Annotated in this window: 15 protein-coding genes; 4 read left to right on the top strand and 11 right to left on the bottom strand. The window is 73.8% G+C overall.

The window, feature by feature from the left end:
• Nucleotides 1-5 precede the first annotated feature (5 nt).
• Genes AB0G84_RS19435 through AB0G84_RS19455 form a run of 5 tightly spaced genes read right to left on the bottom strand, consistent with a single transcriptional unit; the run spans nucleotide 6 to nucleotide 5,875 of the window.
• The gene (locus tag AB0G84_RS19435) at nucleotides 6-1,040 is read right to left on the bottom strand and encodes an ABC transporter permease (protein ID WP_361321749.1); all 1,035 of its coding nucleotides are present in this window, start codon (nucleotides 1,038-1,040) and stop codon (nucleotides 6-8) included.
• On the bottom strand, nucleotides 1,037-2,638 hold the full coding sequence (locus AB0G84_RS19440; RefSeq protein ID WP_361321751.1) for a sugar ABC transporter ATP-binding protein: 1,602 nt from the start codon (nucleotides 2,636-2,638) through the stop codon (nucleotides 1,037-1,039). The genes AB0G84_RS19435 and AB0G84_RS19440 overlap by 4 nt, the downstream gene beginning before the upstream one ends.
• Entirely contained in the window at nucleotides 2,638-3,666 is a 1,029-nt protein-coding gene (locus AB0G84_RS19445) for a sugar ABC transporter substrate-binding protein (RefSeq protein WP_361321754.1), read from the bottom strand. The genes AB0G84_RS19440 and AB0G84_RS19445 overlap by 1 nt, the downstream gene beginning before the upstream one ends.
• A 56-nt stretch (nucleotides 3,667-3,722) precedes the next feature.
• On the bottom strand, nucleotides 3,723-4,520 hold the full coding sequence (locus tag AB0G84_RS19450) for an SDR family oxidoreductase (protein ID WP_361321757.1): 798 nt from the start codon (nucleotides 4,518-4,520) through the stop codon (nucleotides 3,723-3,725).
• The gene (locus AB0G84_RS19455; protein WP_361321760.1) at nucleotides 4,517-5,875 is read right to left on the bottom strand and encodes an enolase C-terminal domain-like protein; all 1,359 of its coding nucleotides are present in this window, start codon (nucleotides 5,873-5,875) and stop codon (nucleotides 4,517-4,519) included. Before AB0G84_RS19455 ends, AB0G84_RS19450 begins: the two co-directional genes overlap by 4 nt.
• Before the next feature lie 262 nt (nucleotides 5,876-6,137).
• Here AB0G84_RS19455 and AB0G84_RS19460 point away from each other — a divergent pair, with 262 nt between their 5' ends.
• Nucleotides 6,138-7,241, top strand: coding sequence for a PAC2 family protein (locus AB0G84_RS19460; protein ID WP_361321763.1), 1,104 nt, complete (start codon nucleotides 6,138-6,140; stop codon nucleotides 7,239-7,241).
• Between the two features lie 490 nt (nucleotides 7,242-7,731).
• Here AB0G84_RS19460 and mshC read toward each other — a convergent pair whose 3' ends face one another.
• From mshC to AB0G84_RS19480, 4 genes are all read right to left on the bottom strand, one after another.
• On the bottom strand, nucleotides 7,732-8,961 hold the full coding sequence (mshC, locus tag AB0G84_RS19465) for a cysteine--1-D-myo-inosityl 2-amino-2-deoxy-alpha-D-glucopyranoside ligase (protein ID WP_361321766.1): 1,230 nt from the start codon (nucleotides 8,959-8,961) through the stop codon (nucleotides 7,732-7,734).
• A gap of 127 nt (nucleotides 8,962-9,088) precedes the next feature.
• Nucleotides 9,089-10,003, bottom strand: a complete 915-nt coding sequence (locus tag AB0G84_RS19470) for an SCO1664 family protein (protein WP_361321768.1) — start codon at nucleotides 10,001-10,003, stop codon at nucleotides 9,089-9,091.
• Nucleotides 9,967-10,557 (bottom strand): DUF3090 domain-containing protein, encoded by a 591-nt coding sequence (locus AB0G84_RS19475; protein WP_361321771.1) that lies wholly within the window; start codon nucleotides 10,555-10,557, stop codon nucleotides 9,967-9,969. The genes AB0G84_RS19470 and AB0G84_RS19475 overlap by 37 nt, the downstream gene beginning before the upstream one ends.
• A 110-nt stretch (nucleotides 10,558-10,667) precedes the next feature.
• On the bottom strand, nucleotides 10,668-11,366 hold the full coding sequence (locus AB0G84_RS19480) for a histidine phosphatase family protein (RefSeq protein ID WP_361321774.1): 699 nt from the start codon (nucleotides 11,364-11,366) through the stop codon (nucleotides 10,668-10,670).
• A 59-nt stretch (nucleotides 11,367-11,425) separates the two neighbouring features.
• Between AB0G84_RS19480 and corA the strand changes: the two genes are divergently transcribed.
• Nucleotides 11,426-12,421: a magnesium/cobalt transporter CorA gene (gene corA / locus AB0G84_RS19485; RefSeq protein ID WP_361321777.1), complete on the top strand. Its 996-nt coding sequence runs from the start codon at nucleotides 11,426-11,428 to the stop codon at nucleotides 12,419-12,421.
• 96 nt (nucleotides 12,422-12,517) lie between these two features.
• Here corA and AB0G84_RS19490 read toward each other — a convergent pair whose 3' ends face one another.
• Together AB0G84_RS19490 and AB0G84_RS19495 are read right to left on the bottom strand one after the other, a co-directional pair.
• Nucleotides 12,518-13,306 carry a ferritin-like domain-containing protein gene (locus tag AB0G84_RS19490; RefSeq protein ID WP_361321780.1) on the bottom strand — a complete coding sequence of 263 codons (789 nt, stop codon included), beginning with the start codon at nucleotides 13,304-13,306 and terminating at the stop codon, nucleotides 12,518-12,520.
• Nucleotides 13,307-13,565: 259 nt separating this feature from the next.
• Complete coding sequence (locus tag AB0G84_RS19495) at nucleotides 13,566-14,630, bottom strand: LLM class F420-dependent oxidoreductase (protein ID WP_361321783.1); 1,065 nt, start codon at nucleotides 14,628-14,630, stop codon at nucleotides 13,566-13,568.
• 127 nt (nucleotides 14,631-14,757) lie between these two features.
• On the opposite strand from AB0G84_RS19495, the gene AB0G84_RS19500 reads away from it, so the two are divergent.
• On the top strand, nucleotides 14,758-15,741 hold the full coding sequence (locus AB0G84_RS19500) for an aldo/keto reductase (RefSeq protein ID WP_361321786.1): 984 nt from the start codon (nucleotides 14,758-14,760) through the stop codon (nucleotides 15,739-15,741).
• Entirely contained in the window at nucleotides 15,738-18,479 is a 2,742-nt protein-coding gene (locus AB0G84_RS19505; protein ID WP_361321789.1) for a helix-hairpin-helix domain-containing protein, read from the top strand. Before AB0G84_RS19500 ends, AB0G84_RS19505 begins: the two co-directional genes overlap by 4 nt.
• Nucleotides 18,480-18,667: the final 188 nt, after the last annotated feature.

Genomic DNA, 18,667 nt, shown 5'->3' on the forward strand with positions numbered 1-18,667 from the left:
CCCCCTCAGTCCCGCTGCTCGCCGCTGGTGAAGCGGGAGATGACCAGCGCGACGATGATGATCGCGCCGTTGAGGAACTGGGTCCACAGCGGCGGCACCCCACCCAGCGTCATCACATTGATCACCAACTGGAGGGTGAGCACGCCGGTCAGCGCGCCGAAGAGGGTGCCGCGGCCACCCTTGAGGCTGATGCCGCCGATCACCGCGGCGGCGAAGACCTGGAAGATCCAGCCGCTGCCCTGGCTCGCGGAGACCGCGCCGTAGTGGCCCGTGTAGAGGATGCCGGCGAAGGCGGCGAGCAGCCCGCCGACGGTCAGCACCACCCAGGTGATCCGGTCCACCCGGATGCCGGCCGCACGGGCGGCCTCCGGGTTGCCGCCGATCGCGTACAGCGCCCGCCCGGACCGGAGGTAGCCCAGCGCCGCACCGCCCACCGCGAAGAGGGCGAGGCAGATCCAGACGGCGGCCGGCACGCCCAGCCAGTCGGCCCGGCCCAGATAGCCGAACGACTCCGGGACGTCGCTGAGGGACTGCCCCTCGGAGACGCCCACGTGGAGGCCGCGCAGCATGGTGAGCATGCCGAGGGTGGCGATGAAGCCGTTGACCCGGAGCTTGAGGATGAGCAGGCCGTTGACGGCGCCGACCGCGGCGCCCACGGCCAGGCACACCGGGACCGCCGTCCAGGCCGGGAGCAGCCCCAGCCCGGCGAACCGGGCACCGTGCGCGGGCAGCACCAGCCACAGGGCAAGCACCGGCGCCAGCCCGATGGTGGACTCCAGCGACAGGTCCATCCGCCCGCTGATCAGGATCAACGCCTCGCCGAGCACCAGCAGGCCCAGCTCCGTGGACTGCTGGACGACGCCGATGAGGTTGTCCTCGGTGAGGAAGGCGGGCGAGACGACGAAACCGATGACGCCCAGGGCGAGCACCACCGGCACCAGCGAGAAGTCCCGCCAGCGGGACGGGACGGGCCGGGGCCGGCGGCGTACCGGCCGGGTGGCCGCCCGGTCCGCTGCCGGGGGTGAGGCGGTGCCGGTCATGGTGTGCTCCCTTCCGTTCCTGCCGTGTGCGGTGCGGCGCGCGGGCCGTCGTCGCCCGCCACGCCCTCCATGGCGGCGACCAGGTCGCGCTCGCGCCAGCCGGCGGCGAACTCGGCGGTGACCCGGCCGTGGAAGACCGCCAGCACCCGGTCGCAGACCCGCAGGTCGTCGAGTTCGTCGGAGACCAGCAGGGCCCCGCTGCCGCGGTCGGCGACCTGCCGTACGACGCCCAGCAGCGCCTCCTTGGACGCCACGTCCACGCCGTTCGTGGGCCGTACGGCGACCAGCACGGCGGGGTCGCGGGCCAGCGCGCGGGCGACCACGACCTTCTGCTGGTTGCCGCCGGACAGCCCGGACACCGGCTGGTCGGGACCCGTCGTCCGGATGTCCAGTGCCGCGATCATCCGCCGGGCGAACTCCCGGGTCCGCGCGGGCAGTACCGTCCCCAGGGGGCCCAGCTGGCCGCCGAGGGTGAGGGTGGCGTTCTCGGCCACGCTGCGGCCCGGGACGAGCCCCTCGCGGTGCCGGTCCTCGGGGACGTAGCCGATGCCCGCGTCGAGGGCGCGGGGCACGCTACCGGTGCGGACCGGGCGCCCGCGGACCGCGATCCGCCCGCCGTCCGGGGCCCGCAGCCCGGCCAGGGTCTCGCCGATCACGGTGTTCCCACTGGCCGTGGCGCCGGCCAGGCCGACCACCTCACCGGCCCGCACGGTCAGGTCGAGCGGGGCAAAGTGTCCGCGCAGCACCAGCCCCGCGGTCTCCAACACCGGCTCCCCCGCGGGTCCCAACGCGGTGCCCGCCCCGGTACGGGGCCGCCGGCCCGTGGCGCCCCGCCGCTCCCCCGCCGGCCCCGTCATGGCCGCCACCAGCGCCTCCCGGGTCAGCCCCCGGACGGGCGCGGTCAGCACCTGCCGGGCGTCGCGGAGCACGGTGACGGTGTCGCACAGCGCGTAGACCTCCGGCAGGTGGTGCGAGATGAACAGGAAGGCCACGCCCTGGGCGCGCAGGGCATGCAGCTTGTCGAAGAGCCGGCCGATCCCGGCGGCGTCGAGGCGGGCGGTGGGCTCGTCGAGGACGATCAGCCGCGCGCCACGGGACAGCGCACCGGCGATCTCCACGAACTGCCGCTGTTCGACGCCGAGTTCTTCGATCCGGGCGGCGGGGTCGGCCTCGACCCCGTACTCGGCGAGCAGCGCACCGGCCCGCGCGCGCAGTGCCCGCCAGCGGATGGCCCGGCGCCCCTGGTAGCGGCCCAGGAAGAGGTTCTCCGCAACGGTCAGCTCGGGCACGGTCATCGGCTTCTGGTACACACAGGCGACCGTGCGCTGCCAGCCGGCGGCGTCGCCGCGGCCGGGGGCGGGCGCGCCGCCGAAGGTGATCCGGCCGGCGTCCGGGCGTGCCATGCCGGTCAGTACGGACACCAGGGTCGACTTGCCGGCGCCGTTGCGGCCGACCAGGGCGTGTGCCTCACCGGGCCGGACGGTCAGCCCGACGCCGTCGAGGGCCACCGTCGGGCCGTAGCGCTTGACGATCCCCTCGGCGTGCACCGCGGGCGGCGGGCCGTCCGCCGGCGGGCGGGTGTCGCTCTGCCCGGCCACTACTCCTTCCCCTCCAGCTGATTGGCCCACAGCGCCGGATCGTCGACGTTGTCCCGGGTGACCAACGGCGCCGGCAGCTGGTCCTCCAGCCCGTTCCTGATCCGCACGATGGTGGAGCCGTGGTCGGTGCGCCCGGGGGCGAAGGTCCGGCCCTTGAGCCCGGCCCTGGCGTAGTACAGCGCGTACTTGGCGTAGAGGTCGGCGGGCTGGGAGAGGGTGGCGTCGATCTTCCGGGCCCGGATGGCGTCCAGTTCGTCGGGGATGCCGTCGTTGGAGATGATGGTCAGGTGTCCGGCGGAGCCGGCCGGCTTCAGCAGCTTCTTCTGCTCCAGCAGGGCCAGCACCGGCCGCAGGAAGGCGCCGCCGGCCTGGAGGTAGAGGCCGTCCAGGTCCGGGTGTTGGGCGAGCAGGCCCTGCAGCTTGGCCGAGGCCACCTCGCCCTTCCAGTCGGTGGCCAGCTCATGCACGGTGATCTTCGGGAACCTCCTTTTCATGCAGGACGCGAACGCCCGGGAGCGGTCCCGCCCGTTGACGGAGCTGAGGTCGCCCTGGAGTTCGGCGACCCGGCCCCGGCCGCCGAGCTTCCGGCCGAGGTACGCGCAGGACTTCTCGCCGTAGGCGCGGTTGTCGGCGCGGACGACCATGTAGACCGGGCCCTCGTCGGGGCGGGTGTCCACGCTGACGACGGGGATCTTCTTCGCCGCCAGGCGCCGGAGTTCGGCGGTGATCGCGCCGGTGTCCTGCGGGGCCATCACGATCGCCTTGGCCCCCTGGCCGGTGAGCGCCTGCACATCGGCGACGACCTTGGCGATGTCGTTCTGCGAGTTGGACAGCGGCAGGGCGTCCGGACCGCCGTGGTCCAGGTCCTTCTGCAAGTACTGCTGGTAGGAGTTCCAGAAGTCGGTGTCCGTACGGGGCACGTCGATGCCGATCCGGCCGCCGGCGGTGGCGCCCCGGTTGCAGCCGGCGAGCGCGGCGGTGGCGAGCACCGCGGCACAGGCCGCCGTGCCGGTGGTGCGCAGTCTCATGGGCTCCCCTGTTCGTGGTGGACGGCCGGGGTGCGCGAGCGCCCGGGCCGGACGGCTCAGGTGGCGGGGCGCGGGCGCAGGCCCTGCATCCCGCCGTCCACGGCGAGCGTGGTGCCGGTGATGCCGGAGGCCGCCGGGGACGCCAACGAGGCGATGGCGGCGGCGACTTCGGCGGCGGTGACCATCCGGCCCATCGGCTGACGGGCGTGCAGGGCGGCGCGCTCGGCCTCCGGGTCACCGGCCCGCGCCAGCAGCCGGCCGATCCACGGGGTGTCCGCGGTACCGGGGTTGACGCAGTTGACGCGGATGCCCTCGCGGAGGTGGTCGGCGGCCATCGCCAGCGTGAGCGACAGCACCGCCCCCTTGCTGGCGCTGTACAGCGCGCGCTGCGGCAGACCGGCAGTGGCGGCGATGGAGCAGGTGTGGGTGATCGAGACCCGGCCCGGTTCCCCGGCGGCGGCCCGCCGCAGATGCGGCAGCGCGGCCCGGGCGGTGCGCACCAGCCCCAGCACATTGACGTCCAGCACCCGGTTCCACTCGGCTTCGTCGTTGTCCTCGACGGTGCCGGTCGCGCCGATGCCGGCGTTGCCGACGAGGGTGTGCAGGGCGCCCAGTGCGGCCACCGCCTCCTCGACCGCGGCCCGTACCCCGGCACCGGAGGTCACATCGGCCCGGACCCGGACGGCGCCGGCGGGTGCGCCGGTGGGGTCCCGGTCCAGGACAGCGACCCGTGCGCCGCGCGCCAGCAGCAGGGCGGCGGTGGCCGCCCCGATCCCGGAGCCGCCGCCGGTGACGAGGGCGGCCATCCCCGTGAAGTCGCCCGGCGGCCGGCCGGTGTGCGGTGCGGGCGTCATACCGGGACCTCCTGCTCTCCTTGGTGCGGAGGCGACGGTGGATGCGGATGCGGCCGGCGGGCGCGCCACACGGGCCCGTCGGGGAAGCGGTGGGCGGCGACCGAACCGGGCTTCATCCGGGCCGAGAAGCCCGGCGCGGCCGGGGCGCGGTAGCGGCCGCGCTCGACGACGACCGGGTCGGTGAAGTGCTCGTGCAGATGGTCGACGTACTCGATGACCCGGTCCTCCCGGCTGCCGGAGACCGCCACGTAGTCGAACATCGCCAGGTGCTGCACCAGCTCGCACAGCCCCACCCCACCCGCGTGCGGGCACACCGGGACGCCGTACTTGGCGGCGAGCAGCAGGATCGCGAGGTTCTCGTTGACGCCGGCCACCCGCGCCGCGTCGATCTGGACGAAGTCCACCGCCCCGGACTGCAGCAGCTGCTTGAAGACCACCCGGTTGGCGATGTGTTCGCCGGTGGCGACCTTCACCGGCTGCCCGGAGCGCACCGCGGCGTGGCCCAGGATGTCGTCCGGGCTGGTCGGTTCCTCGATCCAGTGCGGGGCGTACGGCGCCAGCGCGGTCATCCAGCGGACCGCCTCGGCCACGTCCCAGCGCTGGTTGGCGTCGACGGCGATCCGTACGCCGGGCCCGACCGCGTCCCGGGCCAGCCGCATCCGCCGGGTGTCGTCGGCGAGGTCGGCGCCGACCTTCAGCTTGATCTGCCCGAACCCGTCGGCCACCGCCTGCCGGGCCAACCGCACCAGCGTGCCGTCGTCGTGGCCCAGCCAGCCGGGCGAGGTGGTGTACGCGGGGTAGCCCTCGGCCCGCAGGCGGGCGGTGCGCGCGGCCCGGCCGGGTTCGGCGGCGCGCAGCAGGGCCAGCGCCTCGTCGGGTGTCAGGGCGTCGGTGAGGTAGCGGAAGTCGACGAGCGAGACCAGCTCCTCGGGCGTCATCCGGGCCAGGAACTCCCACACCGGCAGGCCGGCTCGGCCGGCGGCCAGGTCCCAGCCGGCGTTGATCACCGCGCCGGCCGCCATCTGCATCACGCCCTTCTCCGGCCCGAGCCAGCGCAGCTGGGAGTCGTGGACGAGGTCGTGGTGGAGCGCGGCGAGGTCCGCCGCGGTGGCCGGTACCCGCCGGCCGACGACGTACGGCGCGAGTGACCGGATCGCGGCGGCCATCACCTCGTTGCCGCGCCCTATCGTGAAGCAGAGGCCGTGCCCCCGCGGCCCGCTCTCGGTGTGCAGCACGAGGTAGGCGGCGGAGTAGTCGGGGTCGGGGTGCATGGCGTCGGAGCCGTCCAGCCGCTCCGACGTGGGGAATCGGACGTCGTGGACCTCTAACGCGGTGACGATGTCGGTCACGGCCATACGCATGCCCCCTGGGGTGGTGCGGACGAACATCGGACCTTTCCCGGTCATCCGATGTATAGCCCCCTGCGCGAGGGCTCGTCCAGACCCCGTACGGAAGTTGTGCGATCAATCCCGGACACAGATCGGATGAATCAGATCGGGTTCTTGCAGAGGGGCTGCGGAGGAGCGCGGCGCACGCCGTAGTCTTGGTGACGCACGCACAGGAACTGCTGCCGGCGGCCGCCCCCAGACGGCCGAACCGGTCGGAAGGAGGCGCTGGGTGATCGAGCTCGAGGGGGTACCCGAGCTGATCGACCCGGTCATGGTGGCCGCGTTCGAAGGCTGGAACGACGCCGGCGACGCCGCCTCCGCCGCGGTCGCACATCTGGACCGGGAATGGAAGGGCGAGGTCTTCGCCGCGCTGGACGCCGAGGACTACTACGACTTCCAGGTGAACCGCCCCACCGTCTTCCTGGACGGCGGGGTACGCAAGATCACCTGGCCGACGACCCGCCTCTCCGTCGTCCGCGTCGGCGATGCGGACGGCAAGGGACGCAAGCGCGATCTGGTCCTGGTCCGCGGGATCGAGCCCAGCATGCGCTGGCGCTCGTTCTGCAACGAAATCCTCGGCTTCGCCCATGAGTTGGGCGTGGAGATGCTGGTGGTGCTGGGCTCGCTGCTCGGCGACACCCCGCACACCCGGCCGGTGCCGGTCAGCGGGGTGACCTCGGACGCGGACCTGGCCCGGCGGCTGGACCTGGAGGAGTCGCGCTACGAAGGCCCGACCGGCATCGTCGGCATCCTCCAGGAGGCCTGCACCCACGCCGGGGTCCCCGCGGTGAGCCTGTGGGCCGCGGTGCCGCACTACGTCTCCCAGCCGCCCAACCCGAAGGCCAGCCTGGCGCTGCTCAACCGCCTGGAGGACCTCCTCGACATCAGCATCCCGCTGGGTGAGCTGAGCGAGGACGCCCGGGCCTGGCAGCTGGGCGTGGACCAGCTGGCGGCCGAGGACAGCGAGGTCGCCGAGTACGTCCAGTCGCTGGAGGAGGCCCGGGACACCGCGGACCTGCCGGAGGCGTCCGGCGAGGCCATCGCCCGCGAGTTCGAGCGCTACCTGCGGCGCCGCGACCCGCAGACCGGACCCGGCGTGGCCACCGAGGGCGGCGACAGCTCCTACCTCCGCGACACCGCCAGCGGCCGCACCCGCCCGCCCCGGCCGCTGCCCAAGGAGCCTCGGGAGCCACGCCCCACGGACGAGGCGGACCAGGGCTCCCAGGAGAGCGGCCCCACCGACCCCGCCGACTCCACCGGCCCCACTGACTCCGCCGAACCCGCCGACCCCGCCGACCGGCCGGGGAAGGACGACGGTCCCGAGGACCGATAGGCACAGGCACCAGGGCGCCGCACCGTTAGCCGGGGGCGCCGTACCGTCCACGCGGGCCGGTACGGCGCCCCTCCGCGCCGTTCAGGGGCCGAAAGTTGCCCCTCCGAGCGGAGGCGCCCTTCAGCGCGAAGACCTCTTCGGCGCAAAGACGCCCTTCGGACCGCATTCGGGCCGCAGAGGCGCTTCGCGGTCGGCCGGCGAAAACGTGGGCGCCGCGGGACCGTTCCGTCACGGCAGCTGGTGCGGCGCGGGCAACGGCCGCCGCCCGCAGGCCTGTTGGTGCCCTCCGACCGGTCGCCGCGGGCCTCGCGGCGGCCGGTCGTCCAGACTCCTGAGCCGCCCCGGCCCGCGGCCTCGCGGCGGCCGGTCGTCCAGACTCCTGAGCCGCCCCGGCCCGCGGCCGCGCCCCCAACATCGGCACCAGCACAAGGGGCGCCCCCGCCGTACGACGGAAGCGCCCCTCTAGGACTCCAGGTTCAGCGGCCGGCCCTCACAGCGCCACGCCGAGCAGCGCGTCGACGGCCCGCGAGACCAGGCCCGGTGCGCCCTCGTCCGTGCCGCCCCCGGCCTCCTGCGCCGCGGCCCAGCGGTCCACCGCGGCCAGCGCGGCCGGGGCGTCCAGGTCGTCGGCGAGCGCCGTGCGGATCTCCTCCAGGAGGGCGTCGGCGGACGGGCCGTCAGGACGGGAGACGGCGGCACGCCAGCGCGCCAGCCGGTCCACCGCCTCCTGGAGCACCGCGTCGGTCCACTCCCAGTTGGCGCGGTAGTGGTGCGCGAGCAGGGCCAGCCGGATCGCCGCCGGGTCGGTGCCGTTCCGGCGCTCCGTGGAGACGAAGACGAGGTTGCCCTTGGACTTGGACATCTTCTCGCCGTCCAGCGCCACCATCCCGGCGTGCACATACGCCTTGGCGAACGGGTGCTCGCCGGTGAGCGCCTGGGCGTGCGAGGCGCCCATCTCGTGGTGCGGGAAGGCGAGATCGGACCCGCCGCCCTGGACGTCGAAGCCCATCCCGAGGTGCTCCAGGGCGATGGCGACGCACTCGATGTGCCAGCCGGGCCGGCCGTGGCCCAGTGAAGCGCCGTCCCAGCTCGGCTCGCCGTCTCGGGCGGCCATCCACAGCATCGGGTCGAGCGGGTTCTTCTTGCCCTCCCGCTCGGGGTCGCCGCCGCGCTCCGCGGACAGCAGTCGCATCGCCTCGGCGTCCAGGCCGGACACCTCGCCGAAGTGCGGGTCGCAGGCGACCGAGAAGTAGATGTCACCGTCCAGTTCGTAGGCGGCACCGGCCTCCAGCAGCCGCTCGACCAGCGGGACGATACGGGGTATCGCCTCGACGGCGCCTATGTAGTGGCGCGGCGGCAGCATCCGCAGGGCCGTCATGTCCTCGCGGAACAGGGCGGTCTCACGCTCGGCGAGCGCGGTCCAGTCGTCGCCGGTGGCCACCGCCCGCTCCAGCAGCGGATCGTCCACGTCGGTGACGTTCTGCACGTAGTGCACCTGGCGCTTCGTGTCGAGCCACACGCGTTGGACCAGGTCGAACGCGTTGTAGGTCGCCGCGTGCCCCATGTGGGTGGCGTCGTAGGGCGTGATGCCGCAGACGTAGATACGGGCGACGGGACCGGGGTCGAGGGTCACCCGTCCGCCGGTCGCGGTGTCGTGGATCCTCAGGTCGCGGCCCTGACCGGGCAGGGCGGGGACCTCAGAAGCGGGCCATGCATGCATGCCTTGAGCGTAACCGGACGGATGTTCCGCATACGAACCGGACCAGGAGTCTTGGCCGGAAAGGCGGTCTTGCGCAGGAACCCCGGGCGTGCTCCCCTCCCCCGCCGGCCGGGGCCACCGTGCCGGCTCAGACCGGCGGCCAGGGGATCGCCGGCCACTCCCCGCCCGGTTCGGGGTGCCGGCCGCTGCGCAGCAGCCCCGCCACCCGCGCCCGCAGCGCCTCGGTCTCGGCATCCGTGATCAGTTCGACCAGCCGGGCGGCGAGCGGGGCGCCGTCCTTCAGCGCGTCGGCCAGGCCCCGCAGGGCCTCCACCGCGTCCTCGGGCAGCGGCTCCCCCGCCCAGCCCCACAGCAGCGTGCGCAACTTGTCCTCGGCGTGGAACGTCACGCCGTGGTCGATCGCGAAAAACCGCCCGTCGGTGCCGGGCAGCAGATGGCCGCCCTTGCGGTCGCCGTTGTTGATGACCGCGTCCAGCACCGCGAGCTGCCGCAGCCGCGGGTCGTCGGCGTGCACCAGCAGCGCGGTGCGGTCCTCGGCGACCTGCGCCAGGCCCACGGCCTTCCAGCCCGGCCCCGGCTCCGCACCGTCCACCAGCGCCAGCAGCTCGGGCACCGCGTCGTCGGACTCCGGCGGCTCGATCCACTCCTGCACCATGCCGGTGCCGTATGGGCCGTCCCGCAGCACGGTCGGCGGGATCAGGTCCCAGCCGCAGGCCTTGGCGACCTCGTACGCGGCGACCTCCCGCTGGGCCAGGGTGCCGTCGGGGAAGTCCCACAGCGGGCGCTCACCGGCGACCGGCTTGTAGACACAGGCCGCAGAGCTGCCGTCGAGGGCGACCGTGCAGTACAGCACGGCGTTGGACGCGTCCGGGATCCGGCCGCGCACGGTCAGCTCCCCCTCGGCGAGGACGGTGTCCGGCACGGGTCCGGCCACCCCCGCGGGCAGCGGCGGGTCCACGGGGCCGGGCCCCGGACCGGCCGGCTCCACCACGGGCTCCGGGGCGCTCAGGCGTCCCGTCGGTATCCGTTCTGGCGCGGACATACGTGTCCCTCCGGGTCGAGCGGCAGACTGCACAGCGGGCACGGCGGGCGGCCGGCGTTGACGACGTCCAGCGCCCGCTTGGCGAAGGCCCTGGCCATCGTTCCGGTCAGACGCACCCGCAGCATCGGCGGGCCGTTCTCGTCGTCCTGGAGCAGCCGCTCCTCGGCGTCGGCGAGGTCCTCCTCGCTGCCGGCGTCCAGCTCGACCAGCGCCTGCGCCTCGACGATCATCCGCTCGTCCTCGCCGTCCCAGGCCAGCGCCATGGTGCCGACCCGGAACTCCTCCTCCACGGGGGTCTCCAGCGGGGCGGTGTCGGTGAGCTCGTTGGGGGAGACGGCGGGTACCGGGGCGTTGCCGCCGCTGCGCCGTACGACCTCGTCGAGCAGTTCATCGATCCGCTCGGCGAGCGCCGCGACCTGCGTCTTCTCCAGGGCGACGCTGGTGGTGCGGCCGGCCGCGGTGGCCTGGAGGTAGAAGCTACGGCGGCCAGGCAGCCCGACCGTACCGGCCACGAAGCGGTCCGGTGCGTCGTAGAAGAACACCTGACGGGACAACGTCCTGCTCCCGATTGCTCGACTGCGGGGTCACTGCGGTCGCTGCACGCCCTGCGAACCGCAGGGGCGTGGCGGGCAGCGCCGTCGCCCCACCCTACTGCGCCGATCGATCACGCTGCGCCCGTACCACCTCCGACGGCCGCGTCCCGGCCGTCCCCCGCGCCCCCACCGTCCTCGCGCGGCACCAAGGACGCGAAGTCCCCGGTGTCCCCGAGCCGTACGAGGTACGGGCGCAGCCGGGTGTAGCGGATCACGGTCACCGAGCAGGGCTCGACGGAGATCCGCTGGAAGAGGTCGAGGTGCAGCCCCAGCGCGTCGGCGACCAGCGCCTTGATGATGTCGCCGTGCGAGCACATGGCGTAGACCGCCTCGGGCCCGTGGGCCTGCTCGATGCGGGCGTTCCAGTCGCGCACCGCCTCAACCGCCCGGGCCTGCATGGCACGCATCGACTCGCCGCCGGGGAAGGCCGCCGCGGAGGGGTGCTGCTGGACCACCTCCATCAGCGGCTCGTCGTTCAGCTCGGCGAGCTTGCGGCCCGACCAGTCGCCGTAGTCGCACTCGCTGATCCGCTCCTCGGTGTGCAGCGGCAGCCCGGGCCGGGCGTCCAGCAGCGGCAGCACGGTCTCCCGGCAGCGCTGCAGCGGGCTGGTGACGACCGCGGCCAGCGGCACCCTCGCCAGCCGGGCGGGCAGTTCGGCGGAGCGGGCGGCGCCGTGCTCGTCGAGGGCGACGCCGGGCGCCCGCCCGGCGAGCACTCCGGCGGTGTTGGCGGTGGAGCGGCCGTGCCGCAGCAGGATCAGCGTGGGCATGGCCGCCAGCCTACGTTCTGCGGGCGCCTTCCTGGCAGGGCTCCCGGGGACGCGCGAGAATGCCAGATGTGATCGTGGACTGCGCCATCTACCGGGAGGGCCGCCGCACCGAGTGCGCGACCGACTTCTCGGACGCCCTGGCGGCGGCGCGGAGCCAGGGCCACTCCTTCATGTGGCTGGGCATGTACGAGCCGACGGCGGAGGAGTTCGACCTCGTCACGTCCGAGTTCGGGCTGCACCCGCTGGCCGTCGAGGACGCGCTCAAGGCGCACCAGCGGCCCAAGCTGGAGGTCTACGACGACTCGCTGTTCATGGTGCTCAAACCGGTCACCTATGACGTCGACGCCGACACGGTGACCTCCTCGGAGCTGATGGTCTTCGTGGGCGACTCGTTCGTGGTGACCGTGCGGCACGGGGAGGCCAGCCCGCTGGCCGCGGTCCGGCGCCGGCTGGAGGAGCACCCGGAGATCCTGCGGCACGGGCCCGGGGCGGTGCTCTATGCGATCAGCGACGCGGTGGTCGACCACTACATCGAGGTGGCCGCCGAACTCCAGGGGGACCTGGAGGAGTTGGAGACCGAGGTGTTCGCTCCGGTGCGCGGCCGGGACACCCGCAACACCGCCGCCGAGATCTACGCGTTCAAGCGCGAGATCATGGAGTTCCGGCGGGCGACCGGCCCGTTGGCGGAGCCGATGGCCCGGCTGCAGAACCCGGGCGTGCCGTTCGTGCACGACCACGCCCGGCCGTTCTTCCGCGACGTCGACGACCACCTCACCCGCGCCAACGAGTCGGTGGACGGCCTGGACCGGCTGCTCTCGGACATCCTCTCCGCCCACCTGGCCCAGATGGGCGTCCGGCAGAACGACGACATGCGCAAGATCTCGGCGTGGGCGGCGCTGGCCGCCGTACCGACCCTGATCGCCGGGATCTACGGCATGAACTTCAGCGATATGCCCGAGCTGAAGTGGCACCTGGGCTACCCGGCGATCCTGGTGGTGATGGTGCTGATCGAGGTCTCGCTCTACCGCCTGTTCAAACGCCGCGGCTGGCTGTGACTCCACGACGGGCCGGTGCCGGCGTACGGGCCGGTGCCGGCATACGGGCCCGGGCGGGCTGCTCCGGCGCGGACTGCAGCACGCCGGCCGCCGCTCCTAGACGAACTCCGGCGCGGAGGTGGCCGGGCCGCCCAGCGGGTCCCGCCGCTCGGGCGTCGTGAGGGTGACCATCCGCCGCCAGCCGGCCAGCCGCTCATAGCCGTGCACCGCCCGGATCGCCGCGGCCAGCGCCGCGGCCTTGGGCCTGGGCCAGCGCAGGATGCGGCCCATGTGGTCCATCACGGCGAGGCTGACGTCCCGGTAGACGACGATCTCGGCACGGGCACACTCGTACAGGCTGTGCTGGATGGTCCGGCCGTGCCCGGCCCAGGCCAGTTTCAGCAGCTCCTCGTGGCAGTAGGCGAGGTGGTTGTCCTCGTCCTGGGCGATCATCCGCATCGCCTTGCCCAGCTCGGGGTGGTCCCCGAAGTGCTTGGTGAGCAGCTGCATCTGGTCGGCGGCGCGCTGCTCGGTGACCCGGCTGTGCGCGAGGTAGGTGATGACGTCCCGTTCGGTCAGTGGCTCGTCGCGGCGCAGCTTGTCGTGCGCCAGACCGATGCCCCGCCGCTCCAGGAGCATGGTGTAGTCGGTCCCCTCGGGGACCGTGGTGGGGGTCAGTCCGCGCTTGCGCATCAGGGCATGGAAGATCCGGCCGTGCTTGTCCTCGTCGGCGCCATGCCGGGCCACCTTGGGCGCCAGCCCCCGCAGGGACGCGGGCAGCAGCGCGGCGATCCGGCCGTTCTCCCAGCCGCCCTGGGCCTCGCCGCTGGCTGCGATGGAACAGAACAGACGGTAGGAGTTGTCGTTGTCGAGGATCTCCTGGAACAAGCTTCGGGCCGAGAACATCTGCGCCACCTCCGAACGGACACACCCGTAAAGAAGTAGTCAATTAGGGCGTTCCGGTGCCGGCAACCGGGGCGGCGGCCCGTTCCCCCGTTCGAACGAAACACACCCGGGGGCATGGCGTAACCCGCCCGCCCGTTGACGCGTTGGGCAGCGCGACGGCCGTGGCGGGGAGGATCCCCCGAGCCCCCACCACGGCCGCAGAGCTTCCCGGAAGGCCCGGCGCCCAGGCGCCGGGCCTTCGGCCGGTTTGTGCCGCCCGCTACGCCAGCCCGGCGTGCTCCAGCGCCTCCACACCGGCCCGCAGCGACGCCAGCCGCTCCTCACGGGTGAACCCGGCCGGGGCCAGCGTCAGCGTGGTCACCCCGGCCGCCGCATAGGCCTGCATCCGCTCGGCGATCCGCTCGACGGAGCCGAGCAGCGTGGTCTGGTCGATCAGCCGCTCCGGAATCGCCGCGGCGGCGCCCTCCTTGTCGCCGGCCAGGTACTTGTCCTGGATCTCGGCGGCCTCCTTCTCGTAACCCATGCGCTGCGCCAGCCGGTTGTAGAAGTTCTGCTTGCGGCTGCCCATGCCTCCGACGTATAGCGCGGTGTACGGACGGAACATGTCGGCCAGCGCACCGATGTCCCCGTCGCCGCCGCGCGGCCCCACGGCCAGCGGCACCATCGGACAGACGTCGAAGTCGTCCATCGTCCGGCCCGCCTTCTCCCGGCCCGCGCGCAGGTGCGTGACCGCGGTCTCCTCCAGGTGCTCGGCGGACGGGAAGATCAGCAACGCACCGTCGGCGATCTCCCCCGTCTGCTCCAGGTTCTTCGGGCCGATCGCGGCGATGTACAGCGGGATGTGCGGGCGCTCGGGATGGACGGTGAGCTTCAGCGGCTTGCCCGGGCCACCGGGCAGCGGCAGCGTGTAGTGCTCCCCCTCGTAGGACAGCCGCTCGCGCGACATCGCCTTGCGGACAATGTCGACGTACTCCCGGGTGCGCGCCAGCGGCTTGTCGAACTTCACGCCGTACCAGCCCTCGGAGACCTGCGGCCCCGAGACGCCCAGCCCCAGCCGGAACCGACCACCGGACAGCGCGTCCAGCGTCGCCGCGGTCATCGCCGTCATCGTCGGCGTACGCGCCGGGATCTGGAAGATGGCCGAGCCGATGTCCATCCGCTCGGTCTGGGCGGCGACCCAGGCGAGCACGGTGGCGGCGTCGGAGCCGTAGGCCTCGGCGGCCCAGCAGACCGAATAACCGAGCCGGTCGGCCTCCTGCGCCACCGCGAGATTGTCCGAGTCCATCCCGGCGCCCCAGTAGCCGAGGTTGATGCCAAGCCTCATGCCGCTCCCCTTACCGCTCAGTAACGTCGCTGTCGCGGGGACTGTAGCGCGCACCCTCGCCGGGCGTCACCGGCAGGTTGTCCACAGGTCCCCTGATCCCGCGCCACGGCGCGTAATCTCAAGCCCCATGGAGCAAAGGCACCTCGGCCGAACGGGCCTGCGCGTGTCCCGGCTCGGGCTCGGCACCCTGAACTGGGCCCGCGACACGGACGAGCACGAAGCCGCCGACCAGCTCAAGACGTTCTGGGAGGCCGGCGGCACCCTCGTGGACACCGCCGACATCTACGCCGACGGCGGCGCCGAATACCTCCTGGGCCGGCTGATGGAAGGCCTCGTGCCACGCGACGACCTCGTCATCGCCACCAAGGCCGGCAGCGTCCTGGAGGCGGACCGCCGCATCGACGGCTCCCGGCGCCACCTCCTCGCCGCCCTGGACGCCTCCCTGCAGCGGCTGGGCACGGACTACGTCGACCTGTGGCAGCTGCACGCCTTCGACCCGCACACCCCGCTGGAGGAGACCCTCCAGGCCCTCGACCTCGCCGTCACCAGCGGCCGGGCCCGCTACATCGGCCTGTCGAACTTCTCCGGCTGGCAGCTCGCCAAGGCCGCCACCTGGCAGCTCGCCGCCCCCGGCATACGCAACCGCATCGCCGGCACCCAGATGGAGTACTCCCTCCTGCAGCGCGGCATCGAGCGCGAACTGCTGCCCGCGGCCCGGGACCTCGGCATCGGCGTCCTGCCGTCCTCACCCCTCGGCAGAGGCGTCCTGACCGGCAAATACCGCCACGCCACCCCGGCCGATTCGCGCGGCGCCTCGGACCACCTCGCCGGGTTCGTCGCGCCCTACCTCGACGAGGCGGCGAGCCGCGTCGTCGATGCGGTCACCACCGCCGCCGACGGACTGGCCGCCACCCCGCTCCAGGTCGCGCTCGCCTGGGTCCGCGACCATCCCGGAGTGACCGCCCCGATCGTGGGCGCACGCACAGCGCAGCAGCTCAGAGCCGCATTGTCAGTGGAGACCCTTAGTCTTCCTGACGAGATCCGCCGGGCGCTGGACGACGTATCGGCGCCGGTGCACCACTACCCCGATCACGACTGGAGCACGCTGTGAGTACCGACCGCCCCGCCGGTGACACCCCGCCCGAGCAGCAGGGAGCGCAGCAGGCTCCGGCGGCCGGATCGGGCCATGCGACGGCGGCGGCGCTGGCGGCGGCCGTACGGGCCGTGGAGAGCGGCGAGCGCTCGGCGGCCTCGTTCTTCAACGACGCTCCCCGCCGCCCCGCAACACCCCCTACACCCGCCGCGGGCCCGGCCGGCACCGCTCCCGCCGCCCGTTCCGCACAGTCCGCCCCACAGCACCCCACGGCGCGTCCGGCCGCCGCCCCCGCCGACCAGCGCCCGACCCCACAGCCCACGGCCCCGACCCACCCGGGCACCGGGGCCGGCACCGCGGCTGCCGGCCCGGCCCCACAGCCCGCCACCCCGGTCGTCCCCGCTGCCCCGGCCGCGCCCACCGCCCCCGGCCTGGAGGGCGTACGCCAGGTGCTCGCCGCGGGCGGCGCCCCGGAGACGCTGGCCGAGAAGGCCGCCGAGGTCCTGGGCGAGCGCGCCGCCGAGGCACTGCGCGAAGATCCCTGGCAGCTGCTCGGCGTGCCCGGTGTCCGCCCCGAACAGGCCGACGGCTTCGCCCGGGCACTGCTGGGCGCGGCGGCCGGGCCGGGCGACGAACGCCGCGCCCAGGCCCTGGTCTGCTGGCTGCTGGAGCAGGCCGCCGTCGCCGGGCACTCCGCCCTGGAGGCCTCCGCCCTGCGTACGGCACTGGCCCAGCGCTCGGTACCCGACCCCGACGACGCCCTGCAGAACGCCATCGCCGACGGCGCGGTCCTGGTCTTCCAGGACGCCATCGAGGAACCGGGCGGCCGGCCCCGCCCCGCCCAGGACGATGACGAAGAAGCGGAACAGCCCGTCCGCATCATCCTCGGCCTGGACCGCTTCGCCATGGCCGAGGAGAGCGTCGCCGACGGCCTCGCCCGCCTGCTCAACACCTTCGAGCCAGCCACCGAACCCACCGGCCCGTCCGAGCCCGATGCCCCCAACGCCCACGGCGACGCCGGCTCCCACACCGCCCCCGACGCCGACCCCGACGCCGGCTCCCACACCGACGCCGACACCGCCCCCGACGCCGACGCCGACGCGGGCGAACGCCCCACCTCGCACGCCGCCGACGCGGACGGAAGCCCCACAACCCAGGCCACCGACCCGGCCGAGGAACCAACCCGTGGGGACAGCGCAGAACCCCCGCCCGCGGACGGCGCCGAGCCGACAGACGAGGGCGGTGCAGAGCCGGCCGACGAGGGCGGTGCAGAGCCGGCCGACGAGGTCAGCGCAACGTCGACGGACGAGGACAGCGCAGCGTCGACGAGTCAGGGCGGCGCAACGTCGACGGGTGAGGACGGTGCAGCCTGGGCGCCCGAAGGCGAGGCCTCGCCGCTCACCGGCCCGATGGATCGCCCTGGTCCGGTGGATCACCCTGGTCCGGTGGATCGCCGCCGCCCCTCCCCTGCCGCCTGGGAGGCCGCCGCTGCCGCCGCCGCGTCACCGTCCGCCGCCGAACTGATCCGAGCCGCCGCGGACAGCGGCCTGGTGGCGCACACCGGTGCCGAAGCTGCGCGCGCCGAACCAGCCGCACTGATCGCCGCCGCCCGCTCCCTGGGGCTGCGCGCCTACGGCGCCACCCACACCGAGAACGGCCGCCGCCGCCTCGCCGCCCACCTCACCGAACTCACCGCCACTTCCGCCAACTCGCCTTCCCTTCCCCCCTCCGCCCCCGCTTCCCTCTCCGGTTCCGCTTCCCCCGCTGATTCCGCCTCCCCCTCCGCTCCGGGCGAGGCGGCCGTCACCGTCTCCGGTCTGCTCTCCGGCCGGCAGGGACCCGGCCGCGACCAGGACGGCGCGCTCGCGCTCGACCTCCTGGTCGTCCTGGACGCTCCGCAACTGGACCTGGAGGCCGCCGCACTCCTCGTCGAGTCGCTGTCCGACGGCACCCGGCTGGTGCTCAGCGGCGACACCGGCGTCCTGTGGTCCGCCGGCCCCGGCCGGCTCTTCGCCGACCTCCTCGCGGCCCGCTTCTGCCCCCAGGTCGTCTCCCGCACGCCGGACTTCGGTCCGATCGGCGAGCTGGTGTCGGGCATCGGCATCGGCGAGCTGAGCCAGGTCGAGGCGCCCGGCAAGGAAGTGGTGATCGTCCCGGTCAGGGACGCGCGGGAGGCCGTGCACCGCACCGTCCAGTTGGTCGCCGACTCGGTCCCGCGGGCTCTGAACATCCCGGCCGACGGAACCCAGGTCATCACCGTCGGGCACGGCGGCGCAGCCGGCACCCGCGCCCTGAACGCCGCCCTCAAGGAGCGGCTCAACCCGGGCCCCGGTCGCTTCGGCGGCTTCGACCCCGGCGACCGTGTCGCCTACACCCCGACACCCGGCCGTACGGCCACCGGCACGGTCACCGGCGCGGACGCCGCGGGCCTCCACCTTCTCTGCGACGGCGCCGCTCTGGTGGTGCCCCGGGACCAGGTCGCCGCGGGAACCGTGCGCCACGCCTGGGCCCTCACTGCCCATCAGTCCGCCGGCATGCGCTGGCCGGCCGCGGTCGTCGTCCTGCCCGGCGACGCCGCGGGCGGCCTGACCCGTTCCTGGGTCTACACCGCCTTCAGCCGCGGCGAGCAGCACCTCTCCGTGGTCCAGGGCGTCGACCAGGCCCTCCCGCAGGCCGTGGCCACCATGCCGGCCAAGCCCCGCACCACCCGCCTTCGCACCCTCCTCCGCCCCGAAACAACAGAGGGTAACGATTAGCCGGAACTAATAACTCTCCGTAATCGTTGCCGGATTGAAGGAGGCGCCGAGGCACCCCAAACAGCGCTGGCCCCCACCCCGGACACGGACAGCCTCACGACTGCCCGGTCCCGTGGGGGCCAGAACGACTACCCGGTCCCGTGGGCTACCCGGTCCCGTGGGGGCCAGACCACGGCCGATGCATACCG

Origin of the sequence: Streptomyces sp. NPDC020742 (assembly GCF_040641675.1) — a bacterium.
Taxonomy (GTDB): domain Bacteria; phylum Actinomycetota; class Actinomycetes; order Streptomycetales; family Streptomycetaceae; genus Streptomyces.

What these genes read in the sequence shown, in the direction of transcription:
- AB0G84_RS19435 (WP_361321749.1), bottom strand. Translation starts at nt 1,040, where the DNA reads ATGACCGGCACCGCCTCACCCCCGGCAGCGGACCGGGCGGCCACCCGG.
- AB0G84_RS19445 (WP_361321754.1), bottom strand. Translation starts at nt 3,666, where the DNA reads ATGAGACTGCGCACCACCGGCACGGCGGCCTGTGCCGCGGTGCTCGCC.
- AB0G84_RS19450 (WP_361321757.1), bottom strand. Translation starts at nt 4,520, where the DNA reads ATGACGCCCGCACCGCACACCGGCCGGCCGCCGGGCGACTTCACGGGG.
- AB0G84_RS19455 (WP_361321760.1), bottom strand. Translation starts at nt 5,875, where the DNA reads ATGGCCGTGACCGACATCGTCACCGCGTTAGAGGTCCACGACGTCCGA.
- mshC (WP_361321766.1), bottom strand. Translation starts at nt 8,961, where the DNA reads ATGCATGCATGGCCCGCTTCTGAGGTCCCCGCCCTGCCCGGTCAGGGC.
- AB0G84_RS19470 (WP_361321768.1), bottom strand. Translation starts at nt 10,003, where the DNA reads ATGTCCGCGCCAGAACGGATACCGACGGGACGCCTGAGCGCCCCGGAG.
- AB0G84_RS19480 (WP_361321774.1), bottom strand. Translation starts at nt 11,366, where the DNA reads ATGCCCACGCTGATCCTGCTGCGGCACGGCCGCTCCACCGCCAACACC.
- corA (WP_361321777.1), top strand. Translation starts at nt 11,426, where the DNA reads ATGCCAGATGTGATCGTGGACTGCGCCATCTACCGGGAGGGCCGCCGC.
- AB0G84_RS19490 (WP_361321780.1), bottom strand. Translation starts at nt 13,306, where the DNA reads ATGTTCTCGGCCCGAAGCTTGTTCCAGGAGATCCTCGACAACGACAAC.
- AB0G84_RS19495 (WP_361321783.1), bottom strand. Translation starts at nt 14,630, where the DNA reads ATGAGGCTTGGCATCAACCTCGGCTACTGGGGCGCCGGGATGGACTCG.
- AB0G84_RS19500 (WP_361321786.1), top strand. Translation starts at nt 14,758, where the DNA reads ATGGAGCAAAGGCACCTCGGCCGAACGGGCCTGCGCGTGTCCCGGCTC.